Consider the following 20,472-nt stretch of genomic DNA (forward strand, 5'->3'; position numbering starts at 1 on the left):
ATCTGTGTACGGCGAATTCCGGCGGTTCCGCGGCTCAGCTCGCGGGCGCCGGTTCGGGCACGCTCACCTCGGCGAGCTCGAGCAGGATCCGCGACACCTGCGCCAACCGGCCGGGCGTGGTCTCCGCCGCGAGCAGTCCGGCGGTGATCCGGCGGACCGTCCGTCCTTCGAAAACCTCTGTGACACCGAACTTCTCGACCTGGAGCAGCCCGCGCACCTTGGCGGTGAGGGTGGTGGCCAGGATCGAGTTGCCGCCGATCTCGAAGAAGTCGGTCTCGACGCCGATCCGCTCGACCCCGAGGATCTGGGCGGCAATGTAGGCCACGGCCGCCTCGGCCTCGTTCTCGGGAGCCACGTAGGCGTCGCCGGCGCCGGGCGCCTCGGCGGCGATCAGGCGGCGGATCGCCGCGCGATCGAGTTTGCCGTTGGCGGTCAGCGGGATCGCGTCCACGACCTCGACGGCCTCGGGAATCATGTGGGCGGGCAACGCGTCTCGCAGCGCCGCCGCGAAATCGACGGTGGCGTCGGCGGTGACGGCCGCTACCAAGCGGCCGGAGTCGGTCACCAGCGCCACGGCCTCGCGCACCTGCGGCAGCGCGGTCAGCGCCGACTCCACCTCGCCCAGCTCCACGCGGTAGCCGCGGATCTTCACCTGGTGATCGGCGCGGCCCAGGAAGTCCACCGTCCCGTCGGGCAGGTAGCGGGCCAGGTCGCCGGTGCGGTACCACCGCACGCCGTCGACCTCGACGAAGCGCTGCGCGGTCCGTTCCGGATCGCCGCGGTAGCCGTCGGCGACACTCGTTCCGCCGATCCACAATTCGCCGACGACCCAGTCCGGGCAGTCCTCGCCGCGCTCGTTGACCACGCGCATCCGCACGTTCGCGAGCGGGGCGCCGTAGGGCACCGCGGCCCACTCGGCGGGGAAGTCGTCGGTCACCTCGCAGACCGTGGAGTGGATGGCGGTCTCGGTGGTGCCGCCCAGACCGGCGAAGCGCAGGCCGGGCACCAGTGCCCGGAAGCGTTGTCCCAGTTCGGCGTTCACGCGATCGCCGCCGGTGATCACCACGCGCATCGAGCGCAGCTGCTCGGCGGTGGCGGTGTCGAGCAGCATGCCGATCAGGCCGGGGGCGCAATTGAGCACGCTGACACCGGTTTCGGCGATCAGCGCCGCCCAGGCCGCCGCGTCGCGCTCGGTGTCGGCGTCCACGCAGACCAGGGCGCCGCCGAGCGACAGGGCGCCGAAGATATCGAACACCGACAGGTCGAATTCCAGTGAGGACAGGCCGATCAGCCGGTCGTCGCGGCCGAGGCCGAAGTGGGCGGCGAGGGCGTCGATGGTGTTGGCGGCGGCGCGGTGGCTCACCTCGACGCCCTTGGGCTCACCGGTGGAGCCGGAGGTGAACAGCACATACGCGTGCGTCTCGGGCGCGCGGCTGTGCGCCCGCTCCAGGCGCGGGCCGGTGGCGGCCTGGTCCAGCGGGATGGCGGTGACGTCCGCGGGCAGCTCGATGCCGTCCTCGACGAGGGCGACCCGCGCTCCCGCGCGCGCCAGGATGCGGTCGCGGCGAGCCCGCGGCTGTCCGGTGCCGATCGGGACATACGTTGCGCCCGCGGCGAGTACGCCCAGCACGGCCGGAATCTGCCGGTGCCCCTTGGCGATCACGACCGCGACGGTATCGCCCGGCCGCACCCCGGCGTCGGCCAGCGCGCGGCCGACCGCCAGTGCCCGGACCGCCAGCTCGCCGTAGGTTTCGGCCCCGCCGTCGCGCCAGCGCAGCGCCGTGCGGTCCGGATCCCGTTCGGCCAGTGCGAAGAACGCGTCGTGCAGGTTGCGGTCGCCGAGGTCCCGCTCGGTGGCGTTCACCGCGTCACGCACCGCCCGCTGGGCCTCGGGCAGGGGGATCGACAGCGGCGCCTGCCAGTCGGCGCCCGGTTCCACCAAAGTCAGCAGCAGCCGCCGGAATTCGGCGAACATGGCCTCGACCACGCCGGCGGGCATGGCGTCGCGGCGCACGTCCCAGTTCACCATCAGCCCGCCGGCCAGCTCGACCACCTGGGCGTCCAGGTCCACCTGCGGCCCCTGCGACAGGATCCACACCGGCTCGCCGAAGATCCGGGTCACTCGGTCGGAGAACAACTCGCCGAGGTCGAGGCCGGAGGTGAACACCACCGACGGGGTGACCGGAGCACCACGCAACCGGCCCAGATCACGCAGGACATCGAGGCCCTCGTAGGTGGAATGCGCAGCGCAGGTGTGCAATTCGCGCTGCAGGCGCTTGGCGCGGGCGACCATCGACTCCGGCTCGCGCGCGTCGACGTCCACCAGCACCGAGTTGGTGAAGTCGCCCACCACGCGGTCGATGTCGTCGTGCAGCGGTTCGCGGTCGAACAGCGGCACGTTCAGCAGGAACCGCTGCTGCGCGGACCAGCGGGCGATCGCCTCGGAGAATACGGTCGCCAGCGCTACCGCGGGAGTGACCCCGTGCCCGTGCGCGATCTTGTTGAGCTGCGCCTTGGCCTCCGGCGAGAACCAGTGGTGCAGGCGGATGCTGCGCGCCGGATCGGCCCGCTCGCTCTCCGGCAGCACCGGCAGCGAGGGAATGTCGGGCAGTTGCCGGATGCGGCTCTCCCACCACGCCTTCGCGGCGGAGTTGTCGACGGCGGTGCGCTGCTTGTCCGATAGGTATTCGCGGAACGTGTAGCCGATGGAATCGGTTGCGTCGGCGTCGGTTTCGTACAGGGTGGCGAGATCGTCCAGGATCCTGCGGTAGCTCAGCGCGTCACCGGCGAGCATGTCGACGTCCACGTGCACGCGATGGCGGCCGTCGGGCAGCAGGGTGAGGGTGATGTCGACGACCTGCGCCGCGTCGACGTCCATCCGCTGGTGACTCTTCTCCTGCCGGATCCGTTCGAGTTCCATTCGGCCACCGTCGAATTCGGTGGTGAGATCGACGAGGTGGAAAACCGGCCGCAATGGTTCGGGCAGCACCCGCTGGGTGCCGCTGTCGGTGAATTGCACCCGCAGCTGTGGATGGCGGCGGACCAGCCGCTCGACCGCGCGCCGCATCCGATCGGCCTGCACGCCCCGCCCGTCGAACTCGACGTACAGGTGCGCCGCGACGCCGCCCAGTCGCTGATCCTGGCGGCGGCCGACCCAGTACGCGTGCTGCATTGTGGCGAGCGCGAATTCGTCGCCGTCGGTGATCTCGGCGGCGGCGGGCGCCGGTGCGGGCGGCTCCGGTTCGGCCGCGGCCGACAGCAGCTTGGCCCACGCGGCGATCGTCGGCTGCAGGGCCAATTCGGAGCTGCGGACCTCATGCCCCTGCTTGCGCCAGCGGGCGGCCAGTTGCATCAGCATCATCGAGTGCATGCCCAGGCTGACCAGGTCGTCCTCGTAGCCGATCGATTCGGGATGCACTCCGAGCTCCGCTGCCACAATGTTTCGCACGTCAGCCTTGCCGAGCATCAGACTCCTCACCGGCCTAGAATCCAGCCTTCATCACACACGCAAAGGCTAGGCTTGCCTAACCTCTTCGCATAGTAACGTACAGCTCCCACCGAGACGAAGGTATGTGGTTTGGCTAACCTAACCATATGGGAAAAGGTTTCAACGGTCTCGTCCTGAAGGCATTGCGTGCCGACGACTACCGGCTCACGGTCACGTCGGTGGACCGCGTCAGCGACAACTACCTGCGCTTGGGCTTCACCGGCGGCGGTCTGCTGGCCGATCATCCGGTGCATCCCACCCAGTGGATTCGCATCTGGTTCCCCGACGAGAAGGGCGACCTGCTGCAGCGCGGATACACCCTCGTCGACCCTGATCCGGCCGGCGACACGTTCGACATCGAGTTCGCCCTGCACGGCGGCCCCGCCTCCCGGTGGGCGGAGCAGGCATCGGTCGGCGACGTCATCGACGCGACGGTGATGGGCTCCAAATTCGCCGTCCCCGACCCGCTTCCGGCGGAGTTCGTCCTCTTCGGCGACACCGCCTCCCTCCCCGCCATCAATTCGCTGCTCGACGCCATCGGGGACACCCCCGCCCGCGTGTGGCTGGAATGGCAGTACGAATCCGACCGCACCCTGCCCGTCCGCTCCGGTCCCAAAACCGAGATCACCTGGGTCGAACGCGTCAACTACGGGCAACTACTCCGCCAAGCCGCCGAAACACTGACCTGCGACGCCGACGCGTTCGGCTGGGCCGCCTGCGACGCCGCCACCACCCGGTCCATCCTCAAGTCCCTGAAAACCAAACTCCCGAAGGAGAATGTCGCGGGGCGCGCGTATTGGAAGTAGCCCCTACGGTTTCGCGAGATCACGCACGTAGACGTCGAATTGGGCGGATTCGTATTCCCGGGTGTCCTGACGCCCGACCAGACGCCAGCCGCCGACCGCCCGATAGAACGCATGCGTGTCCGCCGCCCGCGGCTGCACGGCCAAGGTCGCGCGTTCCTCGGTCCGGCTGTGCAGCAGGGTGTCGAGCAGTTCACGCCCCAGTCCGGCTCGACGCCGAAACCGTTGGACCGCAAGGTCGATGACCGCGAAGGTGCGCCCCGGCCACTCCTCGGTGAATGCTGCCGGGATCGGCTGATGAAAACCCTCCCACCAGTCGGTACCCGCCTTCAACTCCACCCCGTAGACGAACCCGATCAATGTCCTCGAGGCTCTGGCCCACGCAAATCCGAAGGTCGAATCCCGGATGAGCCCGTGCAGCGACTCCCGGTGCCGAACCGACTCACCTTCCGGCCACAGAAACGGGGGCGCCGAAAACACATCGTCGTACAAATCGCATATCGCATCCAGCGACTGCTCGGCATCCGATGCCGTACCCATCCCCACCGACACCTGACGATCCTCGCTCATACTTCTCGACAATAGGCGCGCCGATCCGCCTGCCCGGCACATAATCCGATTGTCGAGGAGATCGATCTCCGCCACCCTGGCGAAGTGATCGAGATGCGGGTCCTGACAGCGGACAACTGGATGCTGTGGCGAGAGTTGCGACTGCAAGCGCTGGCGGAGGCGCCGCAAGCGTTCGGATCCCGGCTGGCGGACTGGCAGGGTGACGGCGACGCCTTGATCGAGGCGGTCACGCTCTGGGCCACCCGGGCTGGGTTCGAGGCCCTCCGGCTCGCGGTGACACCAGCGAACGAATACGCATTGAAGCTCTACTACCGCAACGGCTTTCGACCAACCGGCGACCCGGGCGACGTGACGGACGACGGGCACCGGGAGATCGTCATGGACAGACGCCTACTCGGAACCCGGCACCGACCGGGCCATTAGCCTAATCGCTGTCCCCGCGCCGGACTTCAAGCGTCTCGCGGATCAGGGCCCGTGCAGCGTCGCCGGTTACGGACTGACCGGCCAGCACATCGAACGCTCGGCCATATTGGGCAATCTCCCGTGGCTGGGTGACCGTAAGCTCAGCCGTCACGGTCTCTACCATTACCCTCTTTTTGTCGAATATCGTGAAGTTCGTCATCGATACTTCGTACGCCGCTTCAGCCGGAACAATACCGAGAACAACCCTCGGCATACCGGTTACAGCCAAGAGCCGGTCCATCTGTCCGATCATGATCTGAGCGTTGCCGACAGTGGTGCGTAGTGCTTGCTCGGCGACCACGAAGTGGAATCGGTGGTCGCGGCGATACAGAATCTGTTGTCGCTCCATTCGCTTGGACACACCCTCGTCAATATCGTTCGGTACCTGCTGAAATTCGACAACGCTGCGTAGCACTCCCTCTGCGTACTCCGCCGTCTGAAGTAGACCCGGTATCAGGAACGGGTGATATATCCGCATTACCTCGGTTTCGGCTTCCAGCTTGATCGAGGCTTGTTGCCGTCGCTTGGTGCCGCTACCTAATACACGCCTCCATTCGAGCCATGCAGCCTCGATATTGCGCAGAGTAGCTACCAGGTCGGGCACTTGGTCTTCATTGCCCGTATGGGAGCACCAGAGGCGTATATCGTCGTCAGTGGGCTTGGTCTTGCCGTACTCGATTTTCGAGACTTTGGTTTGGTGCCACCCGGCACGGTGGGCAAGTTCGGTGCCGCTGATTCCTGCATCAAGGCGAAGCTCCCGGAGTCGTCGGCCGAGAGCTTCCTTGGCCTGATTCAGTGAACTTGTCACGGCTCACTGTATTCAGCAAGTGGTGTAGCGATAGACCATACCCGTTCTTTAACTATACGGATGTACCCGACTATTCGGGGGTCGGTGGTTATAGCACCACCGAGCCATTTACCGTTGTCTCCGGGTTCGAATACGGTAAATGCTACCGTCGAATCATCGAATAGCCACCAATCGTCCACCGTTAATTCGTCAGGGTTGATCAGGTGACGCGGCAGGTACCGCACATCTTCGCCCGCCTCCACATTGAGCCGAGCAACGTGCCTTGCATACCGGGTGTAGTCGTTGTGTGGCACGGTGACTACCCGCGCCCGGTTAACCGCCACGCCTCGGCCGGTCGTTGCCCTGACCTGGTCCAACCAAGGCTGAAACCATGCATAGTCTTCCGGCTCATTACGCATGAACCGGACGAGTGGCGGGTAGTCCGGTGGGTAGTAGTCGTCCCGAACTTCGAGGTGGAACGCTTCGCGCTCGGCGTGTCGAAACAGGTCGTCGAATGCCTCACCCTGCGCTAGCAACATTGCCGTAGAAAGTCCTTTCCAGCTTGACTACCTCGATAGCCGTTTCGTCGGGGTAGATATCCATCTGTCCCAATGTCTCCAGGTCCGTGATCGGCGAGCCGGACAGAACGAAGGTCCCTCGGCCGGTGTCCGTCATGGTGGCACCTATGAACGTGTCCGGCTCGGCAAAACCGGTAAGCAGATGCGGAATCTCTACTGCCCCAACAGTATCCGTCTTCCATCCCTGCACTGCGTATGTACCTCTGTCAGTCGCATAGAGGCTCGGGCAACCTCCGCCTTCGGTGCCGCCTTTGCCGAGAAACTGTAACCGCATGTCGGGCCTCCAATCAGATCATGCGCGTTCATGCTTCGAACGTATTCGATGATGCCCCAGTTGCAGCTGTTTGGTGAGTGGATCAGCGGATCTGAGCATGTTTGGGCATGGACGTGGTTGATTTCTGGTTCGTAGCGTCAGTGCCGACCTCGATGACACGCGACGCCCATCGGTCACGAGGTGCCGACCAACAGCCGACTATAGGGGGTTGCGATGGACGCACACCGAGAGCAACCACGCAGGGGCACAAGGCTTTACCCATTCCCGGGTGGCGTGCTGGAAGTCTGGGATTGCCACGACGAAGACGAGCCTCCCGGGATATACCTGGAGTGGCAGGGGGATGAACTCCCGAATACCGGCAACGCCGAGACTGACGGACGGTGGCCCGCATGATCGGACTCAGTGTTGCGTTCGCTGTGCCGCTGGTCGCGTTCTTCGTAGTGGTGTTCTGGCCTCAGCAAATACCGAAAGAGAAGTCTGTACAAGCGATTCGAGAACGGATTGAACGCGAAGATACGGATCAACAAGGCGGTATTTAGACTGTTCGACTCACCAGAACGGCCCGTCCGGACCGTGCGGGCTCCATCCCTCGAGGAAAGGCTTCAGATCCTCGGGCTTCGGCTCCGGCAAGTCGAGTGCGATACGCATCGGATGCAGGAATCGAGGACCTGCTCCTGATTCAGCCGTGCTGGGTTCTTGCCGTGGAGTGAGGCAATGTGACGAGGCTCGGGACCGGTCCCGGCCGGTAGGTGGTTCGGTTGGGGAAGCCGAGGAAAGGGGCTCGCGGTGGCCGATACCGATACTACGAAAATGCCGGGTTCGTTGAAGATTGCGTTGGGGGCGGTCTTGTTGCTGGTCGCCACTGTCCTGACGATGGCTGGTGTCGACTGGGGCCGCATCATGTTGATCTGCCTGGAGGTGATCATCGGCGCCAATGGCCTGTTCGCGCTTTTCAGCGGCGCTTTCGCCGGTTCGGTCGGCATCGTGCTCGCCGTCGTCATCATTCGCGAACTGACCCGCGAAGCCGTCCTCGACTGGTTCGACGCGAAATCCGATCGGCTGGGCCGCATGGATATCGGGATGGGCGGCACTGCGTCTTCGTGAGCTTCAGGCCGGGGGCGTGACGGCGGCCAGCCGGTCCAGCACGGACATGGCGTCAGGGCTCAGTACGAGCCGGCCCGCTGCGATGTTGTCGTCGAGGTGCGCGATGTTCGCCGTTCCCGGGATGAGCAGGGTGTGGGAGTAGTGGGCCAGGTGCCAGGCCAGGACCACCTGTGCCGGGGTCGCGCGCAGGGCGGTTGCGATCTCTCGGACCGCCGGAAGTGCTGTGGCCTTGACGGTTTCAGGGAACCCCGAGCCGAGCGGCATGAACGGCACCCAGGCGATGTCGTGCCGGCGGCAGAGATCGAGAACCGGTTCGGCGGCACGGTCGAGTGGATTGTGCGCGTTCTGCACGCACGCGATCCCGGCGGGCAGCGCTTGCCGCAACTGGCCCGGGCCGACATTGCTCAGGCCGATGGCGCCGATCTTTCCCTCGGTCCGCAGGTCGAGCAGTTCGGCGAGCTGGCTGTCCAGGTCGACGCGCTGGTCACCCTCGGCGACGATGCCGGGCGGGGCGTCCACGCGACGCAGGTTGACGACCGGGATGCGGTCGACGCCGAGTGCGGTGAGATTGTCCTCGACCTGACGCCGCAACTGCGCGGGCTGCTGAGCGGCGACGAGACCGTCGGCCGTTTCGTCGGCCCCGACCTTACTGACCAGCACCAGCTCCTCCGGAAATGGTTGCAGCGCATCGCGAATGAGCGCATTGCAGGCCCCGGCACCGTAGAACTGCGCGGTGTCGATGTGGTTGATGCCGCTGGCGATCACGTGCCGCAGCACGCCGATCGCCGTGCCTCGATCGACCACCGGCCGACCGGCCCCGTACGCCACCAACTGCATCGCGCCGAACCCGATCCGGGAGACCGGCCGTCCCGCCAGCGAATCCGTCCCGCCCGGCCGATCGACGGCCGTGTCGCCTGTCCTCATGTGCGGAGTCCTCTCTCGAGTGGCATAGTCGACAGCAAATGCGGAGGAACCTCCGCTTAACCGACCATAGCAGAAACGGAGGAACCTCCGCTTGGCGAGAGAAGGCGGTGGGCGCGCGGACGCCCAGCGGAATCGGCAACGGCTGATCGAGACGGCCCGGGACATGCTGGCCGACGACGGCGGAAAGGTCCCGCTCGAGTCGATCGCACGCGCGGCGGGGGTGGGCATCGGCACGCTGTACCGCCACTTCCCGACCCGGGACGACCTCGTCGAGGCCGTCTATCGCGCGGAGCTGACCACGGTCTGCGAGAGCGCGGCGGACCTGCTCGCGGAGCTGCCCGCTCGCGCTGCCCTACGGGCGTGGATGGACCGGTTCGCCGACTATGTGGCGGCCAAGCGCGAGATCGCCGATGCGCTGCGCGCGGTGATCGCCTCCGGGGCGGTCACCTCCGCGCAGGCGCGCGCGGCGCTCGGCGGTGCGGTCCAGCGACTGCTCGACGCGGGCGCGGCGGAGGGCACGCTCCGCACCGATGTACGCGCCGAGGACGTGGTGGTCAGCCTGCTCGGCATCTTCCTGGCCTGCAATACGCCCGACCAGCGTGAGCAGGCCGGGCGCATGATGGATCTGCTCATGGACGGGCTGGCGGCCGGAAAGCCCTGACCGCCAACCCCTTCCGTGACTATGCCGGGGACAGGTGCCAGCCCGTGGCGCGGGAGCGCTCGTTCCAGAATTCGGAGTAGCGGCCGCCGCGGGCGAGGAGTTCGGAGTGGGTGCCGGTTTCGATGATTCGGCCGCCTTCCACGAACAGGATTTGGTCGGCGTGACGGATGGTGGCCAGCCGATGTGCCACCACGACAACGGTTTTGCCCTGGGTCAGTTCGTGGATGCCGCGGACGACGACCGCCTCGCTGTGCGGGTCCAGGGCGCTGGTGGCCTCGTCCAGCAGGACGATCGGGGCGTCCTTCAGAAGGGCGCGGGCGATCGAAACACGTTGGCGCTCACCGCCGGACAGGGCGGCGCCGCCCTCGCCGACGGCGGATTCCCGGCCGTCGGGCAGACGCTCGACGATCTCGTCGACCCGGGCCATCTCGGCGGCGCGGCGCACCTCCTCGGGCGTCGCGTCCGGGCGGCCGATGCGAATGTTCTCCTCGATGGTCTGGTTGAACAGATACACGTCCTGGAACACCAGGGAGACCTGGCGCAGCAGCGTTTCCGACGGCTGCGCGCGCACATCGTGGCCGCCCACCGTGATCCGGCCCGCGTCGACGTCGTAGAAGCGCGACGCCAACCGCAGCAGCGTCGTCTTGCCGCTGCCGGAGGGGCCGACGATCGCGGTCGTGGTGCCGCTCGGCACGGTGAAGGACGCGCCGTCGATGACCTTCTCGCCCTCGCGGTAACCGAAATCGACATCGGTGAACACGATCTCCGGCGCGCCGGGCTCCACGGGCTCGACCGCCTCCCCGAGATCCCGCACGGCCAGGAAATCGGTGATCCGCTGGGCGGCGTCGGCGGCGCTGCGCAGCGCGTTGCTCAGCTGCGCCGCCCGGTTGATCGGCTCGATGAACCGGGCGCTCACCGCGATCAACGCAATGGCGGCGGGCACGGCCAGCTGCCCCCCGGTGCCGCGGGCGACGATCACCGACACCAGGATCAGGAAGACCGCCTGCACGCACAGCGCGAACACCATCAGCCCGGGCACGCTCGCGAAAAGCAGGCGGGTCGACGCCTGCTGCTGCCCGCGCAGCGCCTCGGTCAGCTTGCGGTTGCCGTCGCCGACCGCGCCGAAGGCCCGCAGCACCGGCTGCGCCTGCGCGAATTCGACCACGCGAGCATTGGATTCGGCCGCGGCGTCGTGCATCTGCTCATTCGAGCGGGAGAAGCTGTTGTTGGCCCACCGGCTCACCACCAGCAGCACCGGGAGGCTGATCAGCATGGTCAGCGCGATCCGCCAATCGATGAACGCCACCCCGATCGCGACGCCCACCGGCACGATCACCGCCGTCACCACCGGCGCCACCAAATACGAAACCACACTGAGTATCTCGCGCACCCCGCCCACGATGATCTTCGAGATCGAACCGGCGTTGGCGGTGGCGAACCAGCCCAGCGGCAGGCTGCTCAGATGGTCGCCGAGCCGGGTCTGCACCCCGCGCAGCATCCCCACACCGATGCGCAGCCCGGCCATCGACACCAGGAAGGAGAACGCCGAGGCGGCGGCCACCGCGACGGCCATCCACGCCGCCCACCGCCACGCGCTGCCCAGGTCGCCGTCGAACAGGGCCTGCAACAACGGAATCAACAGCAGATAGGCCGCGATCTGCCCGAGCGACAGGCCGCCGATCAGGGCCAGATACCGGGGAATGTGGCGGCGCAGCTCGGCCGGGACGAGCGCAAAGACCTTGGTGATCATCGGATCTCCCCCTCGACGAGCTGGATCTCGTGCATGGAAGCCTCGTTCATCTCCCACAGCCGCTGGTAGAGCCCGCCCGCGCGGGACAGTGTCGGATGGTCGCCGTTCTCGACCACGACGCCGTTCTCCAGCACCAGGATTCGGTCGACGCCGGTGATCGTGTGCAGGCGGTGCGCGATCACCAGCACGGTCCGGTCGGCGACCAGGACCGCGAGCGCGTCCTGTACCGCGGCCTCGGATTCGGGGTCGGCGAAGGCGGTGGCCTCGTCCAGCACCAGCACCGGGGTGTCGGCCAGCAGCGTGCGGGCGATCGACAACCGCTGTGCCTCGCCGCCGGAAAGCACGGCGTCCCCGCCGATCTCGGAGTCGTAGCCGCGCGGCAGCGCCACGATGCGGTCGTGGATCTGCGCGGCGCGGGCCGCGCGCTCGATGGTCGCGTCGTTGGCGTCCGGGCGGGCCAGGCGGATGTTCTCGCGAATGGTGCCGCGGATCATCTGCACGTCCTGCAAGACGAAACCGACCGTGCGATACAGCTCCTCGGTGGAGAACTCGCGCAGGTCCTTGCCGCCGATGGTGATTCGGCCGGCCGTCACGTCGTAGAACCGCGGCAGCAGCCGGGCCAGCGTCGACTTGCCGGATCCGCTGGGCCCGACCAGCGCGGTGATGGTGCCGGGCGCCAGCTCGATGTCGATGTCGTGCAGCACCGTCCGGTCCTTGCGGTAGCCGAAGCTCACGTGCTCGAACCGCACGGGCAGACCGGCGCTGCCGTCGGTGCTCGGCTCGGCGCCGCCGGTGGGTGCGGCGAGTTCCGGCGTCTGCTGCAACTCGTGCAGCCGCAGCGCGGCCGCAGCGCCTTCGCGCAGCGCCTGACCGCCGAAGCCGATGCCGAGCAGGGCGCTGCCCAGGCCGATGCCCAGCAGCAGGAACGGCAGGATGTCCACCGGCTGTATCCAGTCGAGTTCGACGAAACCGAGTCCGGCCACGACGACGACCAGCATCAGGAACAGCGGTGTCAGCAGGATCTCCGCGCCCGACTGCAGCCGCGTCATCGGGGTCTTCCACGCCAGCAGGCTCGCGGCCGTCTTGTCGACCGCTTCCTGGAAGGTGTTGTGCGCCTTGCGCGCCTGGCCGAACGCCCGCACCACCTGGATGCCGTCGACGAACTCGATGGTCGACTCCTCGATCTTGCGTTCGGAGCCCGCGAAGACCGCCAGCCGCTCCCGGTGACCGGGACCCATCATGGCGGCCAGCGCCCGGGTGTAGAGGAACAGCGGGATCAGCAGAACCAGGGTGAGCCGCCAGTCGACGGTGAAAAGGTAGATCAGGGCGATCAATTGGACCGTCACCGCGCCGACGAAGTCCAGCCGGGCGTGGGCGATCAGGTAGTGCAGCGCCTCGACGTCGTCCTGCAGGAACTTCTTCACCTCCCCCGAACTACGGTCGGTGAACCAGCCCAGCGGGACCCGGGTCAGCTTGGCGGCCAGCAGTTGCCGCAGGGTCAGCTGAAACTTCGCGTCGAGCAGGTGCGTCCAGACCAGTGCCCCGGCCTCGAGCAGGCCGCGCACCACCAGCACCACGACCGCGCTGATCACGAGCACCCACACGCGATCGGAATCGATTGGCGCGGAGAGCAATTCGCGACAGGCCTCGACGATCAACACGAACGGGACGACGGCGCAGACCGAGGCGACCACGATCACCAGGCTCGCCAGCGTCAGCGCACCGTTCACCGGCGCCAGGATCTTCTTGCGCGCGAGGGAATCCGCCTTCTTCTGCTGTTTCAGCGCGACCCGATCCGGCTCCAGCGCCGGCGCCTCCGGCGCGGCCTGTTCGACGGTCTCAGCCGTCATGATGCTTCCCTCCCTCTCTGCTCACCCCGCGGTGAACATCGACAATACGGCCAGCCACCGGTCGGTGCGGGCCTGTACCGCGGCCTCGTCCAGCACCGCCGAGTTGACGTCGAACTGCGCGACCAGCACGGGCCGCGAATCCCGCGCGACCACGGCCGTATTGACGTCGACGGTGAATCGCAGCGGCAGATCGGGGTGACCGGTGACCCCGAACTCGGAGGTGAACTCCGACAGCGGGACCGGCGTCCACGGCCCGGAACCGAACTGCAGCACATCGAATCGGCCCAGGTGGTTGAGCCGGAGCTGACCGCGCGCGGTCGAGGTGCGGTCGGCCAGCGGCGGTCGCCCGCGGTCCGGTGTCCAGCCCTCGATGTCGGCCGCCGGGACGAGCACCGTCTCCTCGACGGTGAACCAGCCGACGCGACGCGTGTCGTCGTCGGGGGCGCGGCCGTGCGATTCCCGCGTCACCGGGATGCGGCCGGTCGCGTCGGCGCTGTCGGCCACGGTGAGCGCGCAGGCGGCGAGCAGTGCGTCCTCGAGCGGCACCGCGGCGGCGGCACAGCGCGACAACAACCGCTCGGTGCGATCCGGGTCCAGTTCGACCACGCGCTGAACGGCCTTGCCCGCCTTGTCCGTTGCCGGATCGGTGAGGCAGCCGCCGAGCGGTGCGCCGAGAATCTCCGGGGCGATATGTCCGGTGGTCACGCCGGTCTGCTCGAGCATGCGCTCGTTCGGCGGCGGCGCGCCCTGCTCGAGGTGGCGCAGGTCGTCCATGAGGATGAGCCAGGACACCACGTCGACGGCGAGATGGTGAATCGACAGCAGCAGACGGCGATTCGAGCCTTCCAATACCGTCGCGGCCATCATCCGTCCGGCCCGCGGATCCAGCCGCTCCACGGTCTCGGCCAGGGAGGCTGCGGCGCGCGACTCGTCGACGACCGAGATCTGCTCCGCCACACCGGATTTGTCGCCGACGACGAGCACCGGCGCGCCCGACTCGGTGGTGGTCAGGCGGGAGCGCAGGGCCGGGTGTGCGAGCGCGAGCGCGTCCAGGCGGGCGGCGACCGCCTCGACCGAGGCGTCCTGCGGCAGCGTGATCACTTGCGACTGCGCGAGATATCGGTAGTCGCCGTTGGCGATGATCTCGTGCGCCAGGGCGGTCAGCGGCAGCACGGTGCCCGCCGGAATCACCTCCGCGACGAGGTCGTCCGCCGCGTCCGGGTCGTCCAGGCGGCGAGCCAGGTCGCGCAGATCGGCGGCGGCGAGCACGTCCTGGGCCGAGACCCGGAAGCCCGCGCCGCGCAGACGCGACACCAGATCGATCACGCCGATGCTGTCGATACCCAGATCGACCAGGCTGTCGAGGATTCCGGCGCGGGTCTCGCCGGTGTCGCCCGCCGTCATCGCGCCGATCACCGAGAGCAGGGTGTGCTCGGTCTCGGTGTCCGGCTGCGCGGCCGTGGAGGTGCCCGCCGGTCGCGCCAGCAGCGCGGCGGCGGCGTGCCCGTCCAGTTTGTCGTTGCGGTTCAGCGGGATCTCGTCGACGTGCACGATCCGTGTCGGCACCATGAACTGCGGTAGGCGCCGGGCCAGCGCCGAGCGGATGCGGCCCGCCGACGGAGTGCCGACCACCAGCGCGCCCAGGCGAGTGCGGCCGTTCTCGGTGAACGCCAGGGCCGCGGCATGCCGCACACCGTCGAGTTCACGCAGCACGACGGTCACCTCCTCGGGTTCGACGCGGTAGCCGTTGATCTTGACCTGGCTGTCGATGCGGCCCTCGTAGGCCACCGTGCCGTCGGCCGCGCGACGCACCAGATCGCCGGTGCGATAACGCCTTTCGCCCGCACCGGCCACGAACGCCGCGGCGGTGACGCCGGGCCTGCCGAGATAGCCGAGAGCCAGCTGCGGGCCGGACAGGTACAGCTCGCCGGTGCCACCCGGCGGGACCGGGCGCAGACGATGGTCCACCACTTCGGCTTTCATGCCGTCGAAGGGGCGGCCGATGGTCGGTGCGGCATGGTCGTGCACGTCGGCCATCAACGCTTCCACGGTGGTCTCGGTGGGGCCGTAGAAGTTGATCACGCGGGTGGCCGGGAGGCCCCGCAAACGCCGCCAGGTGTCGGGGCTGATCGCCTCGCCGCCCAGGGCGAGTACCGCCAGCGGGCAGGTTTCGCCGCCGTCGCCCGCGCGGAACAGACCGGCGGCGATCAGGCGGTTCAGCATGGACGGCGAGGTGTCGAAGATATTGATGCCGTGGTCGTCGATCGCGGCCACGATGCGTTCGGCATCGGTGCGTACCTCGTCGCCGAGCAGCACGACCGTGTGTCCGCTCAGCAGCGCCACCGTGGGCTGCCACGCGGCGTCGAAGCCGGTCGACCAGCCGTGCCCGACGCGCAACTGCCGCTCCACGGCCGCCGCGGTCGGTGCGAAGATCCGCCGCTCGTGATTCGCCCAGTGGTTGAGCAGCGAACGGTGCGAGACCGCAACGCCTTTCGGGCGGCCGGTGGTGCCGGAGGTGAACACGACGTAGAAGGGAGCGTCGGGGTGTGCGGGAACCAGCGCACGATCCGATTCCGTGCGCGGCGGCGTGGACCCTACAGAGCCGGATGCCGAAAGTGCCCGCTCTTCCGAGTTGTTCGCGGAACGGGGCTCTCCGTCATTGCCGAAGGCACGGAGATGTCCCTCGTTGTCCGGGACTCCGTGGAGGCAATCGATGCCGGAGGCGCGAATCTCCGCCACCACATCCGCGCGGGACGCATCGGCGAGAACGACGCGTGCCCCGGCGGTTTCGAGCATGTAGGCGAGGCGATCGGCGGGCGTCGCCGGATCCACGTGCACACATGTCGCACCTGCGTACCCGACGGCGAAGGGCGCGTGCAGCACCCGCCGGTCCCGCGGCAGCATGACCGCGACGGCATCGCCGGGACGCACTCCGGCGGCACGCAGGTTCGCCACCAAAGTACGCACAGCCGAACCGAATTCCTCGAAGGAGTGCTCCCCCACGGCGTCGATAACGGCCGCACGCCCAGCAGCGCGTGCGGCGACATCGAGCAACGTGCGGGGGACGTCGATGACGGCAGTGGTATCCCGCTCCACGGTCCCCGCCGCTCTCGCGGACCGCCCGCCCGGCACGTCACCGGTCGCGGCGTGAGCCCCGGCGATTGCCGTCCGGGCCGCACCCGCGCGTCCGGCATGAGTATCGGGTGTCCCAGGTACGCCGGTCGAGGAGTGCCCGTCCGCCATCAATGCCGCGGGCTCGTCCGCCAGCAGCACATCGACATCGCAGGCCCGCTCTGTCTCGGTGATCCGTTGCGCCACCGCGAGCACCCGCCGCGCCATCCGCTCCGGGTCGAACAGCGCCACCACATCGGGCCGGGTCTCGACGCGGCAGATCAGCACGCCGTGCTCCAGCACCGGCACCACCGCGATCGGATAGTGGCTCGGCGAATCCACGCGGCGCGGCGTCATGGTCGCCCCGCGGCCCATCGGCATACCGGCGGTCACCGCGCCGACCGGCGAGTTCTCGAAGACCAGCAGCGTGTCGAACAGTTGGCCCGCGCCCGCCGCCCGGGTGATCTCCGCGATCCCGAGATACTCGTGCGTGCGCAGCCGCGCGACCTCGCGTTGCAGCCGCGCGCCGATCTCGCCCGGATCGCGAGCGTCCATCCGCACTCGCACGGGAATGGTGGTGACCAATGCCCCGACGAGCCGTTCGGCATTGGGCAGCGACGCGTCCCGGCCGGAGGTGGTCTGCCCGAACACCACATCGTCGCGACCGGTGAGTCCGGAAAGGATACGCGCCCAAGCCATTTGGAGCAGGGTGTTGAGGGTGAGTCCGTGACCGCGCGCCCAGGTGAGCAGCGCGTCGGTGGCGCGTGAGTCCAGCCGGGCCTCGCCGACCACCGGCAGGTCCACCTCGGGCGGGGCCGGCGGTCCGATCATCGGCATCGGCGCGAGCCCGTCCAGCGCGGCCGACCACGCCCGCGCGGACTCCGCGGTGTCGCGGGTCGCCAGCCAGGCCGCGTGCTCGCGCAGCGGCGGCGCGGGCGGCAGGGCGGTCCCGGCCCCGCTGTGCAGCGCGATCAGGTCGGAGAACAGCAGGGGGATGGACCAGCCGTCGACGACGATATGGTGTGCGGTGCAGACCAATTCGTAGTCCGCGTCGCCCACCCGCGCGGCCACCACCCGGAACAGCGGTCCGGCCCCGAGATCCAGCGGTCGCCGCGCCTCATCCCAATACAGTTGCCGCGCGGCGTCTTCCGGGTCGGCGGCGGTGCGCAGATCGACCTCGCGCCAGCCGATCCGCCCGGCGGAGGTGATCACGAGCACCGGATGCGGCACGTCCTCCGCCAGCACCGACGCACCGAGATGCGGGTAGCGGTCCAGCAATTCGTCGAACGCGCGCCGCAGCGCAGGCAGTTCGGTCAGCCCCTCGACCCGCACCGCGAAGGTGACCAGGTACGGGTCACCGCCGCGGGAGATCGAACTCACCGAATACAGTCCCCGCTGCAGCGGGGACAGCGCGACCACGTCGCGGATCTCGACGGTCACTGGCCGGCGAACTTCCGGCCGAGGGCCTGCAGCGCGGCCGGATCCAGACCGGAGGCGGCCATCGGCGCCACGGCCGGCGCCGGCGCGGCGGCGGCAGCGGTCGCCGGATCGGCGGACTCCAACTGTTCGGCGAGTTCGTACAGCGCCGGGAACTCGAAGACCTTCTGCACGTCCACGGTGTGCCCGCGCTCGCCGAGCAGCGTGACCAGCCGCAGCGCGGCAATGCTGTCACCGCCCAGCGAGAAGAAGGTGTCCTTGCGCCCGACCTCGTCGTCCTCGTCGAGGTCGAGAATCTCCCGGATGGCGGCGGCGAGCAGCCGTTCCGCGTCGGTGCGCGGGGCGCCGCCGAGGCCGGTGACGCCGGGCTCGGGCACCGCGTCGCGCGTGAACAGCGCGGGCGCGGCCGCCGGGACGGCCGTGTTCTCCGGTTCCGCGGCCCACTGCGCGAAGGTCTGCTCGAGCAGCTTCGCGAACCCGTCGATTTCGGGGTGTGCGGCGAGCGCGGGAGCGAAATCCACTGTGACAGTGGCTCCCTCGGCATCGGTGACGACGTCCACCACGACATCGACCCCGTGCGGCCGGGCAGTCCGGCGGGCGAGTTCGCGCACAGTCCGGCCCGCCGTCTCGGGGACGAGCGGGGCGTCGGGCCGGACGGTCACCAGCGCCTGGAACAGCGAGCCACTGGATACCGCCGCCAGGCCACGCATCTGATGGGTGATCCGCTCGATGCGGGTGCCGGCGTGCGCGCGGGCCTGCGCCACCTGCGCGGTGGCCTGGTCCACGAGTTGCCGCGCCGGGCTCGCCTCGGTCGGATCCAGCCGCAGCACAAGATGATTGGTGAAATTGCCGAACGCGGTCGCGGAGCCGTCGCGATCGGGGTCCACGATGCCGACGGCGATGTCGTCACCCATGCCCGCCTCGCTCAGCACCCGCGCCACCACCGCGGCGAACGACGCCTCCGTGGTCGCACCGGCGATCGAACCGGGCGCGACGCGAAACACCCGGCGCCGCACCGGTTCGGTGCCCGGCTCCGCGTCCGTCAGATCCGCCCGCTCGGGCAGATCCGCGAGCCGCTCGAGCCAGTAGGTCAGCCCCGCGTCGTCGGAGACGTTGCCCGCCAGCGTTTTCAGCTGGGCCAGCGCGAAGGTGCGGTACTGCGCCGCCGGTTCCACGGCGCTGCCGTCGTACGCCGCGAACAGCGCCGATGCCAGCAGCTCGAGCGATCGGTCGTCGGCGGCCACCGGGTGCGCGACGATCGACAGCACGTCACGACCCGGCAAGCGGTACAGCCGGATTCGCACCGGCAGCTCGCTCAGCAGATCGAATCGATGCTCCGCGTCGGCGGACAGCGCGGCCGTGAGTTCGGCCTCGCCGGTCTCGACGACCTCGACCACCGACTCCGGCGCCGGAACGACGCGCTGGTAGGGAATCCGGCGATCGTCGGGATACACCGTCCGCAGGATCTCGTGCTGTGCGATCACCGCGACCGCGGCCCGGTCCAGCGCGGCCGCGTCGAGGCCGGGCGAAATCTCCAGCGCGACGGACAGATCGGACGCCGGTGTGCGGCGCATGCGTTCGGGCAGCAGCGCGGCCTGCTGAGCCAGTGTCAGCGGGATGCCGCGGTCGGATCGAGGCGAATCAGGCATGGCGGTCCCTCTCACTTCCCGACGTTCGCGAGCGTCGGTTCCAGCTTGTCCAGCACATACGGCAGCGACAGCGCGGTCGGCACGTTGATGGCGTTGATCGTGATCATGTCGACGAAGGCGATGCCGCCCTGGCGCACCGACGGCAGGTCGCCGTAGCCGGGCAGTTGCTTGAACTTCGCCTCCAGGCCCGGCGCGGCGCCGCACACCAGCAGATCGGCGGTCAGATCGCCGAGCCGCTCCGGCGAGAGCGCCAGCCGTCCCCCGCTGGGCGCCTCGGCCACGAGCTTCTCCGGCATGGTCAGCCCGAGCCGCGTGAACACCTGGGCCGAGCCGTCCTTCGGGTCCGCCAGCACCATGAGCTGGGTCGGGGTGGTCAGCATGCAGGTGAGGAAGGTCTTGCCCCGCAACCCCGGATGCCGCGCGGCGACCGCGTCGATCTTGCCGTGGACGTCGGCGACCACCTTCTCCGCCTCGGACTCCTTGTGCAGGGCCTTGCCGAGCGCGGTCGTCTGGTCTTCCCAGGGGTCGATCTGGGCGCTGGTCAGCGGGCCGATCGTGGGCGCCAGCTTGGACAGCTTGTCGTACATGGCCTTGTCCATCATGTAGCCGGGGGCCACGATGAGATCCGGGTTCAGCGCGGCGATCTGCTCGGCGAGGTCGCCGCCGGCGGTCAGCGCCTTGGACTGCTGGGCCAGCGACTGCGGCAGCCACGGCACCGTCTGCCCGGGCGCGGCGCCGGGGACCAGGTAGCCGACCGGCGTGACACCCAGCGCCACCGCGGCGTCGAGCCACTGCGGGCCGATCGTGACCACCCGTTCGGGTGTGCCCTCGATGGTGGCCTCGCCCATGGTGTGCTTGATGGTCACCGCGTCGCCGGACCCGGACGCATCGTCGCTCGACCCGCACGCGGCCGCGCCCAGGACGAGCCCCAGTGCCATCGCGGCCACTGCCGTGCGCCGCGCCGCGGTCCGCGCGCGGCTCCCGAAGGACCGCCTCGCCAGTGTTCGACCAGGGTTCATTCCGTC

Annotated in this window: 16 protein-coding genes; 5 read left to right on the forward strand and 11 right to left on the reverse strand. The window is 68.7% G+C overall.

The window, feature by feature from the left end:
• Window positions 1-34: 34 nt before the first annotated feature.
• Window positions 35-3,466, reverse strand: coding sequence for an amino acid adenylation domain-containing protein (locus ACFMRZ_RS18130; protein WP_400180082.1), 3,432 nt, complete (start codon window positions 3,464-3,466; stop codon window positions 35-37).
• Between the two features lie 128 nt (window positions 3,467-3,594).
• Between ACFMRZ_RS18130 and ACFMRZ_RS18135 the strand changes: the two genes are divergently transcribed.
• The gene (locus ACFMRZ_RS18135) at window positions 3,595-4,293 is read left to right on the forward strand and encodes a siderophore-interacting protein (RefSeq protein ID WP_400180083.1); all 699 of its coding nucleotides are present in this window, start codon (window positions 3,595-3,597) and stop codon (window positions 4,291-4,293) included.
• Between the two features lie 3 nt (window positions 4,294-4,296).
• Here ACFMRZ_RS18135 and ACFMRZ_RS18140 read toward each other — a convergent pair whose 3' ends face one another.
• Window positions 4,297-4,860, reverse strand: coding sequence for a GNAT family N-acetyltransferase (locus tag ACFMRZ_RS18140; protein WP_400180084.1), 564 nt, complete (start codon window positions 4,858-4,860; stop codon window positions 4,297-4,299).
• An 84-nt stretch (window positions 4,861-4,944) separates the two neighbouring features.
• Here ACFMRZ_RS18140 and ACFMRZ_RS18145 point away from each other — a divergent pair, with 84 nt between their 5' ends.
• A complete protein-coding gene (locus ACFMRZ_RS18145; RefSeq protein ID WP_400180085.1) occupies window positions 4,945-5,283 on the forward strand; it encodes a GNAT family N-acetyltransferase in 339 nt (112 codons plus the stop codon).
• Window position 5,284: 1 nt separating this feature from the next.
• On the opposite strand, the gene ACFMRZ_RS18150 is transcribed toward ACFMRZ_RS18145, so the two are convergent.
• The 3 genes from ACFMRZ_RS18150 to ACFMRZ_RS18160 are packed head-to-tail and all read right to left on the reverse strand — an operon-like array spanning window position 5,285 to window position 6,877.
• Window positions 5,285-6,130: a helix-turn-helix domain-containing protein gene (locus ACFMRZ_RS18150; RefSeq protein WP_400180086.1), complete on the reverse strand. Its 846-nt coding sequence runs from the start codon at window positions 6,128-6,130 to the stop codon at window positions 5,285-5,287.
• Window positions 6,127-6,648, reverse strand: a complete 522-nt coding sequence (locus ACFMRZ_RS18155; protein ID WP_400180087.1) for a DUF6879 family protein — start codon at window positions 6,646-6,648, stop codon at window positions 6,127-6,129. Before ACFMRZ_RS18155 ends, ACFMRZ_RS18150 begins: the two co-directional genes overlap by 4 nt.
• Window positions 6,629-6,877, reverse strand: a complete 249-nt coding sequence (locus tag ACFMRZ_RS18160) for a hypothetical protein (protein WP_400180088.1) — start codon at window positions 6,875-6,877, stop codon at window positions 6,629-6,631. The genes ACFMRZ_RS18155 and ACFMRZ_RS18160 overlap by 20 nt, the downstream gene beginning before the upstream one ends.
• A 473-nt stretch (window positions 6,878-7,350) precedes the next feature.
• Here ACFMRZ_RS18160 and ACFMRZ_RS18165 point away from each other — a divergent pair, with 473 nt between their 5' ends.
• The gene (locus ACFMRZ_RS18165; RefSeq protein WP_400180089.1) at window positions 7,351-7,500 is read left to right on the forward strand and encodes a hypothetical protein; all 150 of its coding nucleotides are present in this window, start codon (window positions 7,351-7,353) and stop codon (window positions 7,498-7,500) included.
• A gap of 247 nt (window positions 7,501-7,747) precedes the next feature.
• Complete coding sequence (locus ACFMRZ_RS18170; RefSeq protein WP_400180090.1) at window positions 7,748-8,065, forward strand: hypothetical protein; 318 nt, start codon at window positions 7,748-7,750, stop codon at window positions 8,063-8,065.
• A gap of 3 nt (window positions 8,066-8,068) precedes the next feature.
• Here ACFMRZ_RS18170 and ACFMRZ_RS18175 read toward each other — a convergent pair whose 3' ends face one another.
• Entirely contained in the window at window positions 8,069-8,989 is a 921-nt protein-coding gene (locus tag ACFMRZ_RS18175; protein ID WP_400180091.1) for an aldo/keto reductase, read from the reverse strand.
• A 91-nt stretch (window positions 8,990-9,080) separates the two neighbouring features.
• Here ACFMRZ_RS18175 and ACFMRZ_RS18180 point away from each other — a divergent pair, with 91 nt between their 5' ends.
• Entirely contained in the window at window positions 9,081-9,650 is a 570-nt protein-coding gene (locus ACFMRZ_RS18180) for a TetR/AcrR family transcriptional regulator (protein ID WP_400180092.1), read from the forward strand.
• A 19-nt stretch (window positions 9,651-9,669) separates the two neighbouring features.
• Here ACFMRZ_RS18180 and ACFMRZ_RS18185 read toward each other — a convergent pair whose 3' ends face one another.
• The 5 genes from ACFMRZ_RS18185 to ACFMRZ_RS18205 are packed head-to-tail and all read right to left on the reverse strand — an operon-like array spanning window position 9,670 to window position 20,466.
• Window positions 9,670-11,400 (reverse strand): ABC transporter ATP-binding protein, encoded by a 1,731-nt coding sequence (locus ACFMRZ_RS18185; protein WP_400180093.1) that lies wholly within the window; start codon window positions 11,398-11,400, stop codon window positions 9,670-9,672.
• On the reverse strand, window positions 11,397-13,250 hold the full coding sequence (locus tag ACFMRZ_RS18190) for an ABC transporter ATP-binding protein (protein WP_400180094.1): 1,854 nt from the start codon (window positions 13,248-13,250) through the stop codon (window positions 11,397-11,399). Before ACFMRZ_RS18190 ends, ACFMRZ_RS18185 begins: the two co-directional genes overlap by 4 nt.
• Window positions 13,251-13,271: 21 nt before the next feature.
• Window positions 13,272-17,801, reverse strand: a complete 4,530-nt coding sequence (locus tag ACFMRZ_RS18195; protein ID WP_400180095.1) for an AMP-binding protein — start codon at window positions 17,799-17,801, stop codon at window positions 13,272-13,274.
• Window positions 17,798-19,447: a condensation domain-containing protein gene (locus ACFMRZ_RS18200; RefSeq protein WP_400180096.1), complete on the reverse strand. Its 1,650-nt coding sequence runs from the start codon at window positions 19,445-19,447 to the stop codon at window positions 17,798-17,800. The genes ACFMRZ_RS18195 and ACFMRZ_RS18200 overlap by 4 nt, the downstream gene beginning before the upstream one ends.
• Before the next feature lie 11 nt (window positions 19,448-19,458).
• Window positions 19,459-20,466 (reverse strand): ABC transporter substrate-binding protein, encoded by a 1,008-nt coding sequence (locus tag ACFMRZ_RS18205; RefSeq protein ID WP_400180097.1) that lies wholly within the window; start codon window positions 20,464-20,466, stop codon window positions 19,459-19,461.
• Between the last annotated feature and the right edge of the window lie 6 nt (window positions 20,467-20,472).

The sequence above is a fragment of the Nocardia sp. N2S4-5 genome (assembly GCF_044628355.1).
Lineage (GTDB): Bacteria > Actinomycetota > Actinomycetes > Mycobacteriales > Mycobacteriaceae > Nocardia > Nocardia wallacei_B.

What these genes read in the sequence shown, in the direction of transcription:
- ACFMRZ_RS18175 (WP_400180091.1), bottom strand. Translation starts at nt 8,989, where the DNA reads ATGAGGACAGGCGACACGGCCGTCGATCGGCCGGGCGGGACGGATTCG.
- ACFMRZ_RS18185 (WP_400180093.1), bottom strand. Translation starts at nt 11,400, where the DNA reads ATGATCACCAAGGTCTTTGCGCTCGTCCCGGCCGAGCTGCGCCGCCAC.
- ACFMRZ_RS18135 (WP_400180083.1), top strand. Translation starts at nt 3,595, where the DNA reads ATGGGAAAAGGTTTCAACGGTCTCGTCCTGAAGGCATTGCGTGCCGAC.
- ACFMRZ_RS18155 (WP_400180087.1), bottom strand. Translation starts at nt 6,648, where the DNA reads ATGTTGCTAGCGCAGGGTGAGGCATTCGACGACCTGTTTCGACACGCC.
- ACFMRZ_RS18130 (WP_400180082.1), bottom strand. Translation starts at nt 3,466, where the DNA reads ATGCTCGGCAAGGCTGACGTGCGAAACATTGTGGCAGCGGAGCTCGGA.
- ACFMRZ_RS18190 (WP_400180094.1), bottom strand. Translation starts at nt 13,250, where the DNA reads ATGACGGCTGAGACCGTCGAACAGGCCGCGCCGGAGGCGCCGGCGCTG.
- ACFMRZ_RS18165 (WP_400180089.1), top strand. Translation starts at nt 7,351, where the DNA reads ATGATCGGACTCAGTGTTGCGTTCGCTGTGCCGCTGGTCGCGTTCTTC.
- ACFMRZ_RS18200 (WP_400180096.1), bottom strand. Translation starts at nt 19,447, where the DNA reads ATGCCTGATTCGCCTCGATCCGACCGCGGCATCCCGCTGACACTGGCT.
- ACFMRZ_RS18140 (WP_400180084.1), bottom strand. Translation starts at nt 4,860, where the DNA reads ATGAGCGAGGATCGTCAGGTGTCGGTGGGGATGGGTACGGCATCGGAT.
- ACFMRZ_RS18205 (WP_400180097.1), bottom strand. Translation starts at nt 20,466, where the DNA reads ATGAACCCTGGTCGAACACTGGCGAGGCGGTCCTTCGGGAGCCGCGCG.